General features: G+C 70.3%; 12 protein-coding genes and 1 riboswitch. Of the genes, 3 read left to right on the forward strand and 9 right to left on the reverse strand.

From position 1 onward, the window contains the following. Positions 1-457: 457 nt before the first annotated feature. The 3 genes from msrP to ACFSOX_RS20535 all read right to left on the reverse strand — a co-directional run bounded on the left by msrP (position 458) and on the right by ACFSOX_RS20535 (position 4,358). Positions 458-1,435, reverse strand: a complete 978-nt coding sequence (gene msrP / locus ACFSOX_RS20525; RefSeq protein ID WP_378479690.1) for a protein-methionine-sulfoxide reductase catalytic subunit MsrP — start codon at positions 1,433-1,435, stop codon at positions 458-460. A gap of 289 nt (positions 1,436-1,724) precedes the next feature. Next, on the reverse strand, positions 1,725-3,146 hold the full coding sequence (locus tag ACFSOX_RS20530; RefSeq protein ID WP_378479691.1) for a caspase family protein: 1,422 nt from the start codon (positions 3,144-3,146) through the stop codon (positions 1,725-1,727). A 327-nt stretch (positions 3,147-3,473) separates the two neighbouring features. After that, positions 3,474-4,358 (reverse strand): EAL domain-containing protein, encoded by an 885-nt coding sequence (locus ACFSOX_RS20535; protein WP_378479692.1) that lies wholly within the window; start codon positions 4,356-4,358, stop codon positions 3,474-3,476. A 279-nt stretch (positions 4,359-4,637) separates the two neighbouring features. Between ACFSOX_RS20535 and ACFSOX_RS20540 the strand changes: the two genes are divergently transcribed. Beyond that, on the forward strand, positions 4,638-5,186 hold the full coding sequence (locus tag ACFSOX_RS20540; RefSeq protein ID WP_378479693.1) for a hypothetical protein: 549 nt from the start codon (positions 4,638-4,640) through the stop codon (positions 5,184-5,186). A 212-nt stretch (positions 5,187-5,398) separates the two neighbouring features. Here the strand turns inward: ACFSOX_RS20540 and ACFSOX_RS20545 are convergent, their stop codons facing one another. After that, positions 5,399-7,447, reverse strand: coding sequence for an elongation factor G (locus ACFSOX_RS20545; RefSeq protein ID WP_378479694.1), 2,049 nt, complete (start codon positions 7,445-7,447; stop codon positions 5,399-5,401). Positions 7,448-7,731: 284 nt separating this feature from the next. Next, the gene (locus ACFSOX_RS20550) at positions 7,732-8,205 is read right to left on the reverse strand and encodes a DUF992 domain-containing protein (RefSeq protein WP_378479695.1); all 474 of its coding nucleotides are present in this window, start codon (positions 8,203-8,205) and stop codon (positions 7,732-7,734) included. Between the two features lie 276 nt (positions 8,206-8,481). Between ACFSOX_RS20550 and ACFSOX_RS20555 the strand changes: the two genes are divergently transcribed. Beyond that, the gene (locus ACFSOX_RS20555) at positions 8,482-8,760 is read left to right on the forward strand and encodes a hypothetical protein (RefSeq protein WP_378479696.1); all 279 of its coding nucleotides are present in this window, start codon (positions 8,482-8,484) and stop codon (positions 8,758-8,760) included. A gap of 41 nt (positions 8,761-8,801) precedes the next feature. Continuing rightward, positions 8,802-9,248 (forward strand): hypothetical protein, encoded by a 447-nt coding sequence (locus ACFSOX_RS20560; RefSeq protein ID WP_378479697.1) that lies wholly within the window; start codon positions 8,802-8,804, stop codon positions 9,246-9,248. A gap of 95 nt (positions 9,249-9,343) precedes the next feature. Here ACFSOX_RS20560 and ACFSOX_RS20565 read toward each other — a convergent pair whose 3' ends face one another. The 4 genes from ACFSOX_RS20565 to ACFSOX_RS20580 form a co-directional block, all read right to left on the reverse strand. Next, positions 9,344-9,874: an REP-associated tyrosine transposase gene (locus tag ACFSOX_RS20565; RefSeq protein WP_417716679.1), complete on the reverse strand. Its 531-nt coding sequence runs from the start codon at positions 9,872-9,874 to the stop codon at positions 9,344-9,346. Between the two features lie 156 nt (positions 9,875-10,030). Further along, entirely contained in the window at positions 10,031-11,944 is a 1,914-nt protein-coding gene (thiC, locus tag ACFSOX_RS20570) for a phosphomethylpyrimidine synthase ThiC (RefSeq protein WP_378479699.1), read from the reverse strand. A 43-nt stretch (positions 11,945-11,987) separates the two neighbouring features. Beyond that, positions 11,988-12,167, reverse strand: a riboswitch (TPP riboswitch). 28 nt (positions 12,168-12,195) lie between these two features. Then, the gene (locus ACFSOX_RS20575; protein WP_378479700.1) at positions 12,196-14,910 is read right to left on the reverse strand and encodes a bifunctional diguanylate cyclase/phosphodiesterase; all 2,715 of its coding nucleotides are present in this window, start codon (positions 14,908-14,910) and stop codon (positions 12,196-12,198) included. A gap of 253 nt (positions 14,911-15,163) precedes the next feature. Continuing rightward, positions 15,164-17,866, reverse strand: a complete 2,703-nt coding sequence (locus ACFSOX_RS20580; protein WP_378479726.1) for a bifunctional diguanylate cyclase/phosphodiesterase — start codon at positions 17,864-17,866, stop codon at positions 15,164-15,166. Positions 17,867-18,159: the final 293 nt, after the last annotated feature.

The following is an 18,159-nucleotide window of genomic DNA, read 5'->3' on the forward strand; positions in this document are numbered from 1 at the left end:
CCTCTTCAAGCACAATCCGTGCCGGACAGCCGTGGGACGAGCCCGGCCATGACGACGGTGGCCTGTTTCGGACTGCCGAGCCGCCTCTCGGCTGTAAAAGGCGTTCGGGCGATTATCGCCCGATGTTTCTCGATAGCGAACAGCCCTGCGGGCGGGGCATTGTCGGCATGTAATAACCGTCATTGCCTAGCGCGCGCCCCACCGACATGCTTCGACAAGCTGCTGGCGACGGGTTCCTCCCACATCTTTCCGTGGCCGTCAGCTGTCCCTCTGGAAGGTGTTGTCGGCGTTTTGCCGACGAAACTGCGCCGGGTCGCGAGACCCGGCGTTTTTTATCGGCCTCGCTCGCCGCGGGGCGCGGCAAGGCCTCCGCGAGGTCGATCCGGGGCTGGATTCCGGGCTTGCGCGCCTTCGGCACACACCCGGGAGACGGCGACTTGCCGCGCCGTCGATCGTCTCACGCCCACAGGCGCTCCTTCTCCAGCCCCATGTAGAGGCCGGCGACCTGCTCGCCGTAGCCGTTGAACAGGAGGGTGGGGCGGCGCTCGTCGGTGCCGAGCACGCGCTCGAAGGCCTGGCTCCAGCGCGGGTGCGGCACCTCCGGGTTCACGTTCGCCCAGAACCCGTACTCGCTCGCCTGCAGGGCCTCCCAGTAGCTCTTCGGCTGCTTGTCCGTGAAGGTGAAGCGGACGATCGACTTGATCGACTTGAAGCCGTACTTCCACGGCACCGCGAGGCGCAACGGCGCGCCCATCTGCTTGGCGACCGGCTTGCCGTAGGCTCCGGTCACCAGGAAGGCGAGGTCGTTGGTCGCCTCGGCGATGGTCAAGCCCTCGACATAGGGCCACGGATACCAGGTCTGGCGCTGGCCCGGCGCAATGGTCGGATCCTTGAAGGTCTCCATCCGCACGTACTTGGCCGAGCCGAGCGGCTTCGCGAGCGCCACCAGCTTCGCCAGCGGGAAGCCGGTCCAGGGGATCGCCATCGACCACGCCTCGACGCAGCGGTGGCGATAGAGCCGCTCCTCCAGCGTCACCTGCTTGAGGAGATCGTCGATCCCGATCTCGAACGGTTTCTCGACCATGCCGTCGATGGCGATGGTCCAGGGGCGGATTTTCAGCGCCTGGGCCTGACGGGCCACCGACTTCGACATGTTGAACTCGTAGAAGTTGTTGTAGGCGAGGTTCGCCTGCTCGTCGGTGACCGGGCGGTCGAGCGTGAACGCCGCGTTGCGCTTGGCCGGATAGAGCCCGGCCGACGGGTCGGGGACGTCGCCGACGCGCTGCGCCAGGGCGAGGTCGGGCGACAGCGCCGTCGCGGCGATCGCCCCGGCGCCGGCGAGGAGCGTCCGCCGGTCGAGCTGGAACGCGACATGTTCGGGGGTGGCGGCGCTGTCGGGCAGCATCCAGGCGGGACGGCGAAGGATGGCGGGCATGGCGAACTCCGGGGGCTCTCGCGGGCGATGGGGCTCACGAGGAGATACGGCCGAGCCGGCGGTCTTGTTTCGTTCGACGCGAGGAATCGTGACCAGCGCGGCGTCGCTGACGTCTACGTCAGCTACGGGCCGGCCGGATCACCGGCAAGTCACGGGTGCGGGAGCAGCGAGCAGCGAGCAGCGAGCAGGAAGAAGGACCGGCCGGCCCAGCGGCGGGAGCGACGGTAGTCGGCTCCCCACCATTCGCTATTCGCCGTTCGCCCCTCGCCCCTCGCCCCTCGCCCCCCTCTCACCTCCGCAGGGCGCCGCCGATCACGCCGCCGATGAAGGCGCCGGCGGCGCCGTCGAACGGGCTCGGCTGCGACGACGCGCGGGCCGGCCGCATCTCGCCCGCCGGCGGCTGCTCGACGCGCGACCGCGGGGCGGCCTGGCGCACCACCGGCTTCTCCTCCACGGGCTGCGCCTCGGCGAGCAGCGCCTTGTGCTGCGGGGCGTTGAGGAAGCCCGACTCGACATAGCCGCGCGCCGCCTGCCAGCGGCGGATCACGCCGCGCGTCTCCGGCCCGAACGTTCCGGTGGTCGACACGTCGAAGCCGAGCCCGGTGAGGCGGCGCTGCACGTCGCGACGCTGCGCCGGCTTGAGGCCGAGCCGGTCTTCGGTGAGCTGGGTCGCCTCGGCGGTCGTCACGGCCGGGTCGACGCCGGGCGGCAGCGCCTTGTCGGGCTTGGGCGGCGCCGCCTTCAGCGAGGCGATGCGGGCGAGCGCGATCGAGCGGAACTGGCCGTTCGGATAGTTGGTGAGATAGGCGTCGAACTCCTCGACCTTGTTGGAGTCGCGGATCGAGCGCCAGAACTCGAGCTCGACCTCCGACGACACCGGCGCGGCTGCGGCGGTCGCGGTCGCCGGACCGAGTGCGGCCGGGGTCGCGGCGGCGCCGTCGGCGGCCGGGTTGAGGTAGACGGCACCGATCAGGTTGGTGTGGCCCCAGGGCAGCTGCTGCTTGCGGGTCGTTTCGTTGACCTGCGCCCGCACCTTGGTCATCGCCTGCTGGATCTCGACGCCGGGGGTCGCGATGTGGTCGAGCAGGGCGCGGGTGAACGGGCTGTGGCCGCCGGCCGAGCCGTCGAGCGCGGTCTGGCCCGGGCCGGTCGCGAAGGCGATCAGCGTGCCCTCGCCGGACTTCATCTCGGCGAGGCCGTTCGCCACCGTGACGCTGCGGGTGCGCGCGGCCGAGCGGATGCGCTCGGCGAACGGGTTGTCGCGGCAGGCGTCGAGGAAGACGAGCTTGACCTTGGCGTCGCCCATCGTCTGATCGAGCGTGGTGTCGACGTCGATGGCGGCGCCGAGCTTCACGTCCATCTCGGATTTCAGGTCGGCGTCGACCGGCAGCAGATAGTTGACGCCGTTCACCGCGATCCCGTGGCCGGCATAGAAGAACACCGCGATGTCGGCGCCCTGCGCCTTGCGGCCGAACTCGATCAGCTTCGCCGTCATGCCCTCGCGGGTGAGGTCGGTGCCCTCGACCACCTCGAAGCCGATGTTGCGCAGCTTGGCCGCCATCGCGGTCGAATCGATCGTCGGGTTGGGCAGGGGCATCACGGTGCGATAGTCGCCGTTGCCGAGAACGAAGGCGACGCGGCGATCCGCCTGGGCGGCGACCGCCGAAAGGAGCACGCACACAAGCGACAGGGCAGGGGCAGCGATCCGCATGGGCCGACCTCGCGACTGGTGTCGGTCCGACCTACCACCGGTCGCAGTCGGTCGCCAGTGCAGGGCTGCAACAGCCGGACACGGAATGAAACAATCGGCGGCGGTGCGGGACGGGTGGAGCTTCAGCCGCGTGCCCCGGACAAGGCCTGTCGGGCCGCCGGCCCGATGCGCCGCCGAGCCGGGGCCCAGGAGCCCCCCCGACGGGCGGCAAGATAAAAAAGATAAATAAAATAAAAAAGATAAAAAAGGTTCTCCGACCGTCTCGCCTGATCGCGCCCGGGACACGAGGTCCGTCAGGCGGCGAAAGCCAGGCCTCGGCGCTCCGCGTCAGGTGCCGGTGCGCAGCTTCGGCGCGGAGGCGAACGGGTTCCAGCGGCTCGGCTCCGGCGCGCGCTTGCCGGTGTGGCGCTGGAGCGCGGCGACGAACTGGTCCTTCGGCATCGGCTTGGCGAACAGGTAGCCCTGGCCGACCACGCAGCCGATGCCCTGCAGCTTGTGGCTCTCGTGCGGCGTCTCGATGCCTTCGGCGACGGTCTTCAGGTCGAACCGCTTGGCGAGCTCGACGATGGTCTCCAGCATGCCGGCATTGGTGCGGTCGGTGTGGCAGTCGGTGACGTAGGCGCGGTCGATCTTCAGCTCCGTGAAGGGGAGCTGGCGCAGCCGCGCGAGCGACGAGTAGCCGGCGCCGAAGTCGTCGACCGCAAGGCCGCAATTCTGGCTGCGCAGCTCGGCCGCCACCTCGTTCGCGACGTCGAGGTCGTTCATCACCTGGTCCTCGGTGACCTCGAGGATGAGCCCCGGCCACTCCGTGCTGCGCGGGCGGCCGTCGCGGATCATCCGGGCGATCGGCAGCCGCACGAAGGCGTTGGCCGGCACGTTGACGGCGAGCTTGAGCTCCGGCGCGCCGACCGCGCGGCAGTGCTCCCAGTCGCGCAAGGCCTCGGCGATCACCCGCTCGGTCATGGCGAGCATCGCCGCCTCGCCGGCGCCCGGCAGGAAGGCGAACGGCGCCAGCACGCCGTGCTCGGGATGGCGCACGCGGACGAGCGCCTCGGCGCCGACCATCTTGCGGGTCGCGAGATCGAACTTCGGCTGATACCAGACCTCGAGCCACTTGCGGTCGAGCGCCTTCTGCAGCGTCACCCGCGGCTTGCCGTCGGGGCCGCGGTCGTCGTCGTCACGCGACAGAAGCGAGCGGATTTGTTTCAACATGTCGATACCTGCACGACGCGGGGGGCGCCGATCTTGTGTCGGCTGTCGCTTCGACTGTCGCCCCGGGGTCATTGAATTTCGGTAGCGACGCCACGGACTTCGCCGGGATGGTTTCGCGATCGTCTCGGGCTTCGGTAGAATGCCGAAGATCGACGGCGCCGCGACACCGCAGGTGGCGCCGGGCGTTGCGTTTCGCGGCCTGATGGGCCAAGCAGCGGTCCGGGAGGCGAGCCGCGGCCGCGAGGCGGCCGGCGGCAGGACGTCTCGTGCGGGTGGCGTATGCTGGACGTGCTCAACTGGAATGCGGTCGGGCGCTGGCTCCATGTCGGGCCGGCCCGCGTGTCGCCGATCTGGCGCAGCGTCATGATCGGACGCTGCCGGGGCGCCGCGCCCTGCCGGGCGATGCTCGCGGACGCCGGCATCCATGTCGCCGCCGACGCTGACGCGCTGCTCGGCCACCCCGACCTGCGCTGGAGCGACCGCAAGCGCGTCGTCGACCTCGCCGTCGCCTCCGCCACCGATCTCGGCTTTCCTCGTGGCGCCCGGTGGGCCGAGATCCGCAATGCCGCGCGGGCCGTGCGGCTCGGCCTCGGGGCCGCCGAGATCGCTCCGATGCTGCGCCTGACCTATCGCGACCAGCCGGCCGGCGAGCGCCTGGTCGTCGCCATGCCGCCGATCGGCGATCCCGAGCGCGAACCGCTCTCCTTCTCGCTCGACCACGACGACGACGGCCTGTGGCTCGACGTGCACGACGGCCACCCGGACGTCTTCTGGCGCCCCGACGACCGCTTCGTCTTCGTGAGAAAGCCGTCGCGCTGGGGGTTTTGAGAGGCGCTCTGGATTCTGCTCCGGACGCGATCTGATCACGTCGCGCGCCGCTCGCCGCAGCCGGCACTCTCCCCCGCTCGCGGGGGAGAGATGGAGAGGGGGCGCGCCGATCGTCGGCGCCGCTTGCCCCCTCCCTGACCCTCCCCCGCGAGCGGGGGAGGGGAGGCTGAAGCCGCGATGTAACAGGTCACGGCAGGCTCAACGGAGTCACCTCACGCCGCGGCCTTCCGGGCGGCGACGATCTGGTCGGCGGTCTTGCCGGTCAGCTCGGCCATGTGGTCGAACTTGAACGTGAAGGTGCCGACGCCGGCCGTCGCCGAGCGGACCTCGATGATCAGGTCGCCGATCTCCGATTCCGGCATCTGGGCCCGCACCGTGTCCCAGCCCGGCCAGCCCTCGCGGGTGTCGAAGCCGAGGATCTGGCCGCGCCGTCCCGACAGGATCGCGTTGATCTTGGCGGTCGCCTCGGTCGGGCAGACGATCTCGACCTCGTGGATCGGCTCGAGCAGCACCGGCTGGCACTGCGGCAGCGCCTCGGCGATGCCGATGCGGCCGGCGGTGCGGAACGCCATGTCGGACGAATCGACCGTGTGGTACGAGCCGTCGATCAGCGCCACCGCGATGTCGACCACCGGGAAGCCGAGCGGGCCCTCCTTGAGGGCGTCGATCACGCCTTCCTCGACCGACGGGATGTAGTTGCGCGGCACCACGCCGCCGGTGATGCGCTCGGAGAACTGGAAGCCCGAGCTGCGCGGCAGCGGCGAGATCTCCAGCACCACGTCGCCGAACTGGCCGTGGCCGCCCGACTGCTTCTTGTGACGGCCGCGCTGGGTGACCGACTTGCGGATGGTCTCGCGGTAGCCGACGCTCGGCTTGTGCCGCTCGATGGCGACGCCGAACCGGTCGGCGAGGCGCTCGGTGGCGACTCGCAGATGCATCTCGCCCTGGCCCCAGATGACCACCTCGTGGGTCTCCTGGTTCTGGATCACGCTGAGCGAGGCGTCCTCGTCGAGCAGCTTGGAGAGCGCCTGGCCGAGCTTGACGTCGTCCTTGCGCTCGCGCGCCGCCACCGCGATGTTGAGCACGGGCGGATAGGCCTTCACCTCGGCCAGCGCCTTGTGCGGCGTCTTGCCGGTCGACAGGGTCATGCCGGTCTTGGCGCCGTCGAGCTTGGCGAGCGCCACCGTCTCGCCGGCGGTCGCCGCGCCACGCTTCTCCTGCGCCTGGCCGAGCATCTTGAACACGCCGGCGACGCGCCCGACCTCGTCGGTCGGCGAATGCAGCACGGTCGAGTCGCCGATCTGGCCGGCCAGCACGCGGGCGATCGACAGCTTGCCGCCATGCGCCGTGTGGAACGTCTTCATCACGTAGGCGACGGCTTCGCCGCCGGCCTTGACGCCGAGCCGCTCGGCCGTCTGGGCGGCGCCCGGCGCCTCGTGGCGCAGCGCCTTGAGCAGGCGGAGAATGCCGTTCGTGCGGCTCGCCACGCCCATCAGCATCGGGCAGACCTGCCGGTCGCGCATCTCCTTGCGCAGATCGTCGAACACCCGGTCGCGCGGCGGCGTGATGTCCTCGAGCAGCTGCTCCATCAGCGCGTCGTCGTGGTCGGCGAGCGTCTCCAGCATCGAGAAGCGGGCCTGCTTCTCGGCGTCGAGCGCGTCGCCCTCGAGCGGCACCATCTCGGACGGCTGGTTCTCGCGATAGACGAAGGCGCGCTCCAGCGCGAGGTCGACGAAGCCGTTGACGGTCTCGCCGCTCCAGGTCGGGATCTGGCGGAGCAGCAGCGGCACGCGCGACGCCGGCTGCAGCATGCGCAGCGCGTCGGACAGCCGGGTGTCGGCCTTGTCGATCTTGTTGAGGAACAGGAAATGGGGAACGTTCAGCTCCTCGAGCTCGCGCAGGATGAGCTGGAGCTGCGGCACCTTCTTCTCGTCCGCCTCGCAGACCACGATGGCCGCGTCGACGGCCGGCAGCGCGGCGCGCATGTCCTGGACGAACTCCACCGACCCGGGGCAGTCGATGAACGTGTAGGCGTCGCCCATGAAGGTCGTCGTGGCGACCGAGAGCTCGACGCTCATGCGGTGGTCGCGCGCCTCCTTGCTGGCGTCGCCGACCGTGGTCCCCTGGTCCACGGAGCCCTGGCGGCCGATCGCGCCCGTGCGGGCCAGAATCGCCTCCAGCAGCGTCGTCTTGCCGCTTTGGAACGGTCCGACGATCGCGATGCACCGTGGGCCTGTGGGGCCGCCTCCATTGTCTCCCATATCGTGCCTCCGTCGGTCAGCTCGGCCCCGAGGCGGGGCCGACGCAGCCAAGCTCTGACAGCGGGAGCGGCCCTGCTTCTGCCGGTCCCGGCGAAATCGGATCTTGCGGGGACGCGGGAGGCGTCCCGCACGAGAACCGGCGTGTGTGCTTCGGTGAGCCCCCGTCGCGACCGTGCGGCTCGTGAGGAGGGCTTACCGAGAGCGGCCGCGACCGAGCCGGACGCGGCCGGGCGGCACGCGCGGGCAAGGCGGCTCGTCGCCGCGGAGAAGACGACCGTCGCGGGTCAGCGCACGAACCTCAGCTCGAGGCCGGCGACGCCGGCGGCGATGTTCACGCCGGCCTGACCCTGAACCGAAACCGGCTGGAGCGCAACACTGCGGTCGTTGCCGCCGAGCAGCACGTTGGCGCCCAGCCCGGCGACCAGCGAGGCCTCGGCACTGGCGCCCGCATAGGCGCCGGCGAGCGCCCCGACCGGGCGCGTCGTCGGCGACCAGACGGCCCACACCATGACGCCGCCGGCGGTGGCGCCGATGTCGAGGCCGACGCGCGTGATGCTGCCCGTGTAGGTCTCCACCGGGCCGTTGAGCGAGGGCGTGAAGGTGCAGTAGACCTGCCGCTGCGACCCGACGAGCAGGCCGATGCCGGCCGACACGTCGCAGGACAGGCTGCCGGCCTGCACCCGCTCCTGGGCGGGTGCCGCGGTGGCCAGCAGGACGGCCGCCACGGCCGCCGCCGACCCCGCAAGGACGTTTCGCATGAACTCCCCCTCGAATGACCCGGCCGGCCGATTCTCGCGCCCGTGTCTCGCGATCGCGATGCCGGCTTGACTGCCGTCGATGTACGGCCCGGAGAGCGTCCCGCGAGGGCGCCTCGGGTGCCGCGCCCCCCGTGCCGGAACCGGCACGAGGAGGGTCATCTTAGGTCGAATCGAGGAGGGTGTCGCGCGGGTTTTTCGCCGCAGAACGACAGGAACAACCCCTGTTTCCGACCTGCCGATCGACGAATTGTGGGGGCACGCCGTCTCCCGTCGGCCGTGATCGTCGCAGGGGTCGCCGTGCCGATGGTGCAGCCGGCCGTCGACCAGATCGCCGACGTGATCGCCGTGCATGTGGTGAAGACGGCTGTCGTGCAGATAGTCGACAGGGCCGTCGTGCTCGACGGCGCTCCGGCCGCAGCCGTCGCCGTGCCGGGTCGGCGCATGCTCGCGAAGATCCACGGTCCGGCGGCCGTCTCCGCGTCCCTCACCGCGTCCGTCTCCACGTCCCTCACCGCGGTGCCGCCGCAGTCGTGGCGGAGAGTCCGCGCCGGCTGATTCGGAAATCGGGCGACATCGCCCCATGGGAGAGCACCTACATGTCGATCGCTTCGCGAGTCCGGGCCGCGTCCGTCGCCGCCGCCGTGGTCGCCGCCGGGATGCTGGCCGCCGGCTCGGCCGCGCAGGCCGACAGCGGCTCCGTGTCGCTCACCATCTACAAGGGCGGCTGGGTGATCGGCGGCTCCGGCGGCAGCGGCACGCTGACCTTCCAGGGCAAGAAGTACCGGCTCTCGATCGGCGGCCTGTCGGCCGGCCTCGTCTTCGGCGCCTCCAAGGCGAACCTCTACGGCCGGGTGAGCAACATCGCGCGGCCCTCCGACGTCGCCGGCGTCTACGGCGCGGCCGGGGCCGGCGGGGCGCTCGGCCCGGGCGCCCAGGCGATCGTGCTGCGCAACCAGAAGGGCGCCGTCCTCGAGCTTCAAGGCCGCCAGGTCGGCCTGATCGCCAATCTCGACCTCAGCGGCATGGCGCTGTCGCTGAAGTAGGGGGGCTGGCGAGCAACACGGCCCCAATGTGGCGGCTAGAGAACTGTCAGTACCTGTAGGGTGGGCAAAGGCGCGGAGCGCCGTGCCCACGCGGATCATTCACCGAATTGCCCGCCGAGGTCCAGCGCGTCGCCGGCCCAATCCGACGCGAGAATGCCGTCGCGCACATAGCGGTGGAAGCTGCTGTACGGCCAATCGACGACGCGGGACACGTGGCCGTGTCTCACGGGATTGAAATGGATGTAATCGACATGCCGCGCGAGATCGGCGTCGTCGCGGATCGTGTGCTCCCAATATCGGCGTTGCCAAACGCCTCGCTCGCGCTTCCTGGCCTTGCTCGGCGAGCGCACCGTGTCGACCACCAGCCCGCGCGAGAAGCCGCTCTTGATGAGGCTCCAACGGAGCGAATAGTTCGAGTCGTGTACGGGTAAGGCCCAGATCACGTGAATGTGGTCGGGCAGCACGCAGACGGCGACGACCTCGAAAGGAAGGCGCTTTCTCACCGACTCGTGGATGCGGCGCAGCCGGGCGATGTGGTCGACGAGGAGCGTGCTCGATCGGTCGGCGAGCACGACCGTGAAGAAGAAGATCCCGCCGTCGATCGTCATGCGGCGATAGCGCGACATCGCCGGAGCCTTCTCGTCCGAGCCCGCGTGGGCACGCCGCTTTCGCGGCTTTGTCCACCCGACGTCTGTTCGTGCCGGTCGACCGCGTGGGCACGGCGGGCCTGCGGCGCACCTTTGCCCACGCTACACGATCCCACACGATGTCGCTTCTTTCCCTCACAGCGCCTTGTTGCTGTCCTTGACGGCGTCGGCCTCGACATAGACCTGGCCGCCCATCTTCAGGAACTTGTCCGACATCTGCTTCATGCCGGCGGCGGCGTCGGCCTGCGCCGTGTCGACCGGATAGAGCGCCGCCTTCTCGTTGTCGCCGAGCCCGGCCGCGTAGTCCCGCACGTCCTGCGTGATCTTCATCGAGCAGAATTTCGGCCCGCACATCGAGCAGAAATGCGCGACCTTGTGGGCCTCCTTGGGCAGCGTCTCGTCGTGGAAGCCGCGCGCCGTGTCGGGGTCGAGGCCGAGGTTGAACTGATCCTCCCAGCGGAACTCGAAGCGGGCGCGCGACAGCGCGTCGTCGCGGATCTGCGCGGCCGGGTGGCCCTTCGCCAGATCGGCGGCGTGCGCCGCGATCTTGTAGGTGATCACGCCGGTCTTCACGTCGTCGCGGTCGGGGAGTCCCAGGTGTTCCTTCGGCGTCACGTAGCACAGCATGGCGCAGCCGAACCAGCCGATCATGGCGGCGCCGATGCCCGACGTGATGTGGTCGTAGCCCGGCGCGATGTCGGTCGTCAGCGGGCCTAGCGTGTAGAACGGCGCCTCGCCGCACTCCTTCAGCTGCTTGTCCATGTTGATCTTGATCTTGTGCATCGGCACGTGGCCGGGGCCCTCGATCATCACTTGGCAGCCCTTCGCCCAGGCGATCTTGGTCAATTCGCCCAGCGTCTCGAGTTCCGCGAACTGGGCGCGGTCGTTGGCGTCGGCGATCGAGCCCGGACGCAGGCCGTCACCGAGCGAGAACGACACGTCGTAGCGCCGCATGATCTCGCAGATCTCCTCGAACCGCTCGTAGAGGAACGACTCGCGGTGATGCGCCAGGCACCACTTCGCCATGATCGAGCCGCCGCGCGAGACGATGCCGGTGACGCGGCTGGCGGTGAGCGGCACATAGGCGAGCCGCACGCCGGCGTGGATGGTGAAGTAGTCGACGCCCTGCTCGCACTGTTCGATCAGCGTGTCCTTGTAGACCTCCCAGTCGAGCTTGACCGGATCGCCGTCGACCTTCTCGAGCGCCTGATAGATCGGCACCGTGCCGATCGGCACGGGCGCGTTGCGGATGATCCACTCGCGCGTGTTGTGGATGTTGCGGCCGGTGGAGAGATCCATCACGGTGTCGGCGCCCCAGCGGATCGCCCACACCATCTTGTCGATCTCCTCCTCGACCGACGAGGTCACGGCGGAGTTGCCGATGTTCGCGTTGATCTTGGTGAGGAAGTTGCGGCCGATGATCATCGGCTCGAGCTCGGCGTGGTTGACGTTGGCCGGGATGATGGCGCGGCCCCGGGCAATTTCGCTCCTCACGAACTCCGGCGTCACGAAGGCCGGCAGCGACGCGCCGAAGCTCTCGCCGTCGGCGAGCGCGCTCGCGGCGCGATCGAGCATCCGCTTGCGCCCCAGGTTCTCGCGCTCGGCGACGTAGATCATCTCCTTGGTGATCACGCCGGCTTTTGCCCATTCGTACTGGGTGACGGGCTTGCCTTCGAGCGCTCTCAGGGGAGCATGCACGGTCGGGAAGGAGCGGGCCAGATGGGCGCCCGTGACGTTGCCGTTGTCGACCGGCTTGATCGGACGGCCCTGATAGGTCTCGACGCCGCCGCGCTCGCTCACCCAGGCGGTGCGATGGCGCGGCAGGCCCTTCTCCACGTCGATGGTGGCGGTCGGATCCGTGTAGGGGCCGGAGGCGTCGTAGACCGGCACGGGCGGCTCGCCGGCGGCGTCGCTCAGCACGATCTCGCGCAGCGGCACCTTCAGGTCGGGCGCGGCATCGGGCGTCGTGTAGGCCTTGCGCGAGCCGGCGATCGGCCCGGTCGTGACGGTCGGAACGGCGAGCGCGTCTTTGGGGGTGTGCTTGTTCATTCGGAGCCTCCCGTGAATGGGTGTCCGGCAACAGCATGCGTCGGTATGGGAATGGTCCCTGTCCCTTCGCCGGCATGACCCGGATCAGGTTCAAAGGGTTTCCGTGGTGCCTTGCGGATCACCGGAACCGGAGCGATCGAGCGTGTGATCGGCTCCGGAGCGACGGCGGGACTGCGCGGCCGACGGTCTCTCAGCTCCTTCCGGAGCACCCCTCGGAACGAAGTCTCAATGTACGGCAGAACGGAGACCTGTCAATGCGACGGTCCGACGACGCGCCGGGTCGGCAGCCGGCCACCGGCGTCGCTCTCGGCGCCACGCCGCCCGACCGCGGGGGCGGAAGCCGGAGCGCGCGGGGCGGCGAGCGGCTGGTCGAGCACGAGCGCGCCCGCGACGCCCGGCCGGCCGAACAGCCAGCCCTGCGCCTCGCGGCAGCCGGCGGCGCGCAGCAGCTCCAGCTGCTCGACGGTCTCGACGCCCTCCGCCGTGGTGCCCATGTCGAGCGCCTTGGCGAGGTTCACGACCGTGCAGACGATCGCGGCGCAGTCGGAGCGGGTCGGCAGGTCGGCGACGAACGACTTGTCGATCTTGATCTTGCTGAACGGGAAGAGCTGCAGGTAGCTCAGCGACGAGTAGCCGGTGCCGAAGTCGTCGAGAACGATGTGGACGCCGAGCGCGGCGAGGTCGTGCAGCACGGCGAGGCCGCCGTGGTCCTTCTGCAGCAGCACCGACTCGGTGATCTCCAGTTCCAGCCGCGCCGCCGGCAGGCCACTGCGGGCGAGCGCGTCGCGCACCACCTCGACCAGGTTGCCGGAGCGGAACTGCACGGCCGAGAGGTTGACGGCGAGGCGCACGTCGGCGGGCCACGCCGCGGCGATGCGGCAGGCGGTGTCGAGGATCCATTCGCCGAGCGGGATGATCAGGCCGATCTCCTCGGCGACGGGGATGAACTTGTCGGGCGGGATCAGGCCGTGGTCGGGATGGCGCCAGCGCACCAGCGCCTCGACGGCGCACGGCCGGCAGGTGGCGATGTCGACGATCGGCTGGAAGTGGATCTCGAACTCCTTGCGCACCAGCGCCTCGCGCAGCTCGAACTCGAACTCGCGCTGGAGCTGTGCGTCGGCGTCCATGGCCGGCTCGAAGAAGCGGTAGCAGCCGCGGCCGTCGCCCTTGGCGCGGTAGAGCGCCAGATCGGCGTTGCGCAGGATCTGGCTGGGCTCGGTGCCGTCGTCGGGGGCGATGGCGACGCCGATCGAGATGCCGATGACGATCCGCTTGCCCTCGATCTCGTAGGGGGCGCGCAGCTCGTCGAGCAGCCGTTCGGCCCGCGCGCCGGTCTCGCCGCGCGGGTCGTCGTGGCAGTGCTGGATGACGGCGAACTCGTCGCCGCCGATGCGGCCGAGCGTGTCGTCCGGCGAGGCGGTGCGGCGCAGGCGCTCGGCCACGGCCTCGAGCAGCGCGTCTCCGCCCGAATGGCCGAGCGAGTCGTTGACCGACTTGAACAGGTCGATGTCGAAGATCAGCACCGCGAAGCTCTTGCCGGTGCGGCCCAGGCGGGCGATCGCCTCGTCCATCCGCTCGCGGAACAGCAGGCGATTGGCGAGGTCGGTCAGCGCGTCGTGCCGCGCCATGTGGGCGATGCGCTGCTCGGCCTGGGTGCGCTCGGTGATGTCCTCGTGCACCGAGATCCAGCCGCCGTCGCCGGTCGGGTCGTTGAGCACGGCGATGACCCGGCCGTCGCCGAGGCGCGTCATCACGTGGGTGGCGGTGTCGCGCGAGATCGCGCCGGTCAGCTCCGCCAGGTAGGACTCCGGATCGGCGCACACCGTTCCGGCCTCGGTGCGCAGCCGCAGCAGCTCGCGCAGCGAGGTGCCCGGGCGCACCGCGTCGGCGGCGAGGCCGTACATCTGGCGGTAGCGGGCATTGTGCAGGATCAGCCGGCCGTCGCGGTCGAACATGCACAGCCCGTGGGACATGTTGTTGAGGGCGGCGTCGAGCTGGCTGGACGTCTGTTCGAGCCGGCGCGACTTGCGCACCAGGCCGCTGAGCAGCGCGGCGCAGCACAGGAAGCCGAGCAGGGTGCCGAGGCCGATCCACAGCGCCCGATGCTCCCAGGTGGCGAGGGCCGCACTCTCGGTGATGGCGACATTGACGAACAGCGGGTGCCCCGGGACCGGGCGGACCGCGACGAGTCGCGTCTCGCCGGTCTGCGGGTCGCGGGTCGTGTAGAAGCCGCCGCCCCGCGCCGCCGCCGCGAACCAGCTCAGGTCGTGGATCGGCGTCCCGCTCGGCTCGAGCTCGGTCGGGAAGCGCGCCAGAACGGTTCCGTCGGAACGCAGCAACGCGAAGGAGCGTGCCGCGAGCGGTGCGATCGAGTCGTAGACGTTGCGGAAGTAGTCGATCGGGACGCCCATGGCGACCACGCCGCCGAGGGTGCCGTCCGGTGCCGCGATACGGCGGCTGAACAGGACGACGTGGGTGCTGCTGATGCGGCTGTGGAGCGGCCCGCTCACGCGCAGTGCGTCGTCGGTCGTGCCGAGAAAGTCCTGATGGAAGGGGCGGCCGCGAAAGTTCAGCGGCCGTACCGGCCAGTCGAGCGACCAGTTGACGAGCTCGCCCGTCGCGTCGGCGATCACGATGGCGGTCGCCTGCGGCAGGCCGGCCAGCCGCTCGCGCAGATCGTCGTGGACCCGGGCGGTGCCGAGCATGTCGCGCACCTGCTCGGCCGTCAGCCGGTGGCGTGCGAGGTCGACCAGGGCCGCGTCGATCGGCTGGACGACGCGGTTGATCTGATCGGCCAGCACGGTCGCCAGATTGGCCGAGTCCTCGTTTGCCGAAGCGATGGCGTCGGAACGGAGCTGCCAGACCGCGACCCCGATCGCCAGGGCCGAGGCCGCGATCACCGAGGCGGTCACGGCGATGAGGGTGCCGAACGAAGCCCAATGACGATGTGGCGAAGCTGACGGCATGGCGGATGGGCGCCTGGGCGTTCCTGACGTCGAGACCTGTCCGTCGCTGCGAGCCGGACCGGGCGGACCGCCGGCCGGCGATCCACCGGGTCACCGGCCGTGTGGGACCAGGGACGCGTGGTTCGGCCGTTCGGAACAACGACGTATCACGACCGAGCTACCAGTCGGTTAATCCAGGCCGACGAGCCGATCGGTCCTCGGCCGTTTCCGGCGCCGTGCCGGCGCGTGCGGAGGACCGCGGCGGGGCAGCCGGTCACGCCGCCGCGGGCGCGCACGCGGCCGTGGGCTCGAACGACAGTGCGGCGGCCGGCACCGGCCGCCCGAACAGCCAGCCCTGGGCCTCCCGGCAGCCGGCGGCGCGCAGCAGCGCGACCTGGTCCCAGGTCTCGACGCCCTCCGCCGTGGTGCTCATCGCGAGCGCCCTGGCGAGCGTCGTCACGCTGGAGACGATCGCGGCGCAATCGGCCCGGGTCGTCAGCTCGGCCACGAAGGTGCGGTCGATCTTGATCTTGCTGAACGGGAAGAGCTGCAGATAGCTCAGCGACGAGTAGCCGGTGCCGAAATCGTCGAGCACGACGTGGACGCCGAGCGCCGTGAGCCCGTGCAGCACCGCGAGGCTGTCGTGGTCCTTCTGCAGCAGCACCGACTCGGTGATCTCGAGCTCGAGACGGCCGGCCGGAAGGCCGGTGTCGGCGAGCGCCCGGCGGACGACCTCGACCAGATCGCCGCCGACGACCTGCTTGGCCGAGAGATTGACGGCGAGGCGGATGTCGGACGGCCACTCCGCGGCGGTGCGGCAGGCGGTGGCGAGGATCCATTCGCCGAGCGGACCGATCAGGCCGATCTCCTCGGCGACGGGGATGAACTTGTCGGGCGGGATCAGGCCGTGCTCGGGATGGCGCCAGCGCACCAGCGCCTCGACGGCGCAGGGGCGGCAGGTCGAGAGGTCGACGATGGGCTGGTAGTGCAGCTCGAACTCCCGCCGCGGCAGCGCCTCGCGCAGCTGCAGCTCGAAGGCGCGTTGCAGCCGCACGTCGGTGTCCATCGCGGGCGCGAAGAAGCGATAGCAGCCGCGGCCGTCCGTCTTGGCGCGGTAGAGCGCGAGATCGGCGTTGCGCAGGATGCCGCTCGACGTGCGGCCGTCATTCGGGGCGACCGCGATGCCGATCGAGATGCCGATGACGATCCGCTTGCCGTCGATCTCGTAGGGGGCGCGGACGCGCTGGAGCAGCCGCTCGGCCAGCGCCGCCGCCGCGGCGCGGGGCGGGCCGTCGACGAGCTGGATCACGGCGAACTCGTCGCCGCCGATGCGGCCGACCGTGTCGGCCGGCCCGATGCAGGAGCGCACCCGCTCGGCCACGGCCTCGAGCAGAGCGTCGCCGCCCGAATGCCCGAGCGAGTCGTTGACCGACTTGAACAGGTCGATGTCGAACACGAACGTCGCGAACCCCGCGCCGTCGCGGTCGAGCCGCGCGAGCGCGGCGTCCATGCGGGTGCGGAACAGCAGGCGGTTGGGCAGGTCGGTGAGCGGATCGTGATGCGCCAGATGAGCGATCCGGCGCTCGGCGAGCGTCCGCTCGGTGATGTCCTCGTGGACCGTGACGAAGCCGCCGTCGCCGACCGGGCTGAACGTCAGCGCGATGACGCGACCGTCCGGCAGCTCGACGATGAAACGGCCCGACTGCCCTGCCGCGATGGTGCGCCGGATGCCGGCGACGCGCGCCACCGGATCGCCGTTGAAGGTGCCGAGCGCGATCCGGCGCATGAACAGGTCGAGGATCGGCGTGCCCGGTTGGGCGTCGTCGGCCGTGAGCTTGTAGATCTGACGATATGGCGTGTTGCACACGACGAGCCGGTCGTCACGGTCGTACATGCTGAGCCCGAGCGTCATGTTGTTGACGGCGGCGTCGAGCCGGCCGGCGACCTCGGCGAGCTCGCGTGACTTGTCGGCGAGCCGCGCCTCGCGCTCGCGCAGCGACGCTTTCGACGCCAGCAGATGATCGAACTGCCGCTTCAGCGCCCACAGGAGCCCGAGTGCGCAGACGAAGGCGAGCAGCGCGCCGGCGCCGATCCGCACCGCATGGCGGCGCCATTCGGCGAGCGCGGCGCTCTCCAGGATGGCGCTGCTCACCACCAGCGGCGTGTCGGCGATCCTGTGGACGGCGACGATCCGCCGATCGGCGCCGTCGCTCCCGGTTTGCACCCGATAGGTGCCGCCGCCCCGGCTCGTCACGTCGTGCCACGGCCCGCCCGCGGGCATGGCGGGGCCGGCGAGCCCGGTGATCACGCTACGATTGACCAGCATCGCGCCGTCGTCCCGGCTCACCAGGAACGATTGCCCGGGCAGAGGCTCGAAGGTCTCGTACAGACGGTCGAGGGTCGCCGCCGGGATGCCGACCACGACGGTGCCGACATGGGTGCCGAGCGTGCCGGCGATGCGCCGGCCGAAATAGATCATCGGCTCGCCGGCGACGGGCGAATGAACCGGCGGGCTGACGAGAAGGCCGTAGGCGCCGGACCGGTCGGAGCGCCGGAAATGCGCCTCGACGACGCCCGGCAACTCGGCACGGGCCTGCTCCGGGCTCGCCTGGAGGATGCGGCCGTCGGTCGCGACGATCGCCAGCACGCCGACCGCATCGTCGCGATGGCGCCGCTCGTCGAGCATCTGACGCTGCGGATCGCCGGAGAAGAACGCGTCGAACTCGGCCGGAATGGCGAGGCCGAGCGACGGCACCACGTCGCGCAGCTCCGCCAGCACGGCGTCACGCGGGCCGACGATCCGCATGAGCTGATCGGCCACCGTCAGGGCCGCGTTGGTGCTCTCGCGCTCGGCCGCCCGGATCGCATCCTTGCGCAGGTACTCGACCGCCACGCCGATCGCCATCGCGGACAGGCCGATCACGAGGCCGGCGCAAGCGGCGAGCAGCAGGAAGGTTATTCGCTGGTTCGAGCGCATGAGCAACGAGCTGTCCGGTCCAAATCACCTCGTGGCGAATGGAAGAATAGAACACGACGAAAATTGCCGGAGGTGTAATCAGGATTGGGAGTTGGTGTGGTGATTAAGGCTTCGTTGATTATTAGTCCGACCGGACGGTGGTCTACGCCGTCCGGCCCATGTCGTCATAACGTGGGCGGGGCTCGCCACGGGCGACGGGCGGGGCGACGTGACGCCGCCGATCTGCGATCGCGACGAAGAAGGCCGGCCCCGGGGGCATCCGGGGCCGGCCAGCGGAGGCTTCGAGGGAAGTG

It is taken from the genome of Rhodoplanes azumiensis, assembly GCF_042682915.1.
Lineage (GTDB): Bacteria > Pseudomonadota > Alphaproteobacteria > Rhizobiales > Xanthobacteraceae > Rhodoplanes > Rhodoplanes azumiensis.

What these genes read in the sequence shown, in the direction of transcription:
- msrP (WP_378479690.1), bottom strand. Translation starts at nt 1,435, where the DNA reads ATGCCCGCCATCCTTCGCCGTCCCGCCTGGATGCTGCCCGACAGCGCC.
- ACFSOX_RS20530 (WP_378479691.1), bottom strand. Translation starts at nt 3,146, where the DNA reads ATGCGGATCGCTGCCCCTGCCCTGTCGCTTGTGTGCGTGCTCCTTTCG.
- ACFSOX_RS20540 (WP_378479693.1), top strand. Translation starts at nt 4,638, where the DNA reads ATGCTGGACGTGCTCAACTGGAATGCGGTCGGGCGCTGGCTCCATGTC.
- ACFSOX_RS20535 (WP_378479692.1), bottom strand. Translation starts at nt 4,358, where the DNA reads ATGTTGAAACAAATCCGCTCGCTTCTGTCGCGTGACGACGACGACCGC.
- ACFSOX_RS20580 (WP_378479726.1), bottom strand. Translation starts at nt 17,866, where the DNA reads ATGCGCTCGAACCAGCGAATAACCTTCCTGCTGCTCGCCGCTTGCGCC.
- thiC (WP_378479699.1), bottom strand. Translation starts at nt 11,944, where the DNA reads ATGAACAAGCACACCCCCAAAGACGCGCTCGCCGTTCCGACCGTCACG.
- ACFSOX_RS20545 (WP_378479694.1), bottom strand. Translation starts at nt 7,447, where the DNA reads ATGGGAGACAATGGAGGCGGCCCCACAGGCCCACGGTGCATCGCGATC.
- ACFSOX_RS20565 (WP_417716679.1), bottom strand. Translation starts at nt 9,874, where the DNA reads ATGTCGCGCTATCGCCGCATGACGATCGACGGCGGGATCTTCTTCTTC.
- ACFSOX_RS20550 (WP_378479695.1), bottom strand. Translation starts at nt 8,205, where the DNA reads ATGCGAAACGTCCTTGCGGGGTCGGCGGCGGCCGTGGCGGCCGTCCTG.
- ACFSOX_RS20575 (WP_378479700.1), bottom strand. Translation starts at nt 14,910, where the DNA reads ATGCCGTCAGCTTCGCCACATCGTCATTGGGCTTCGTTCGGCACCCTC.
- ACFSOX_RS20560 (WP_378479697.1), top strand. Translation starts at nt 8,802, where the DNA reads ATGTCGATCGCTTCGCGAGTCCGGGCCGCGTCCGTCGCCGCCGCCGTG.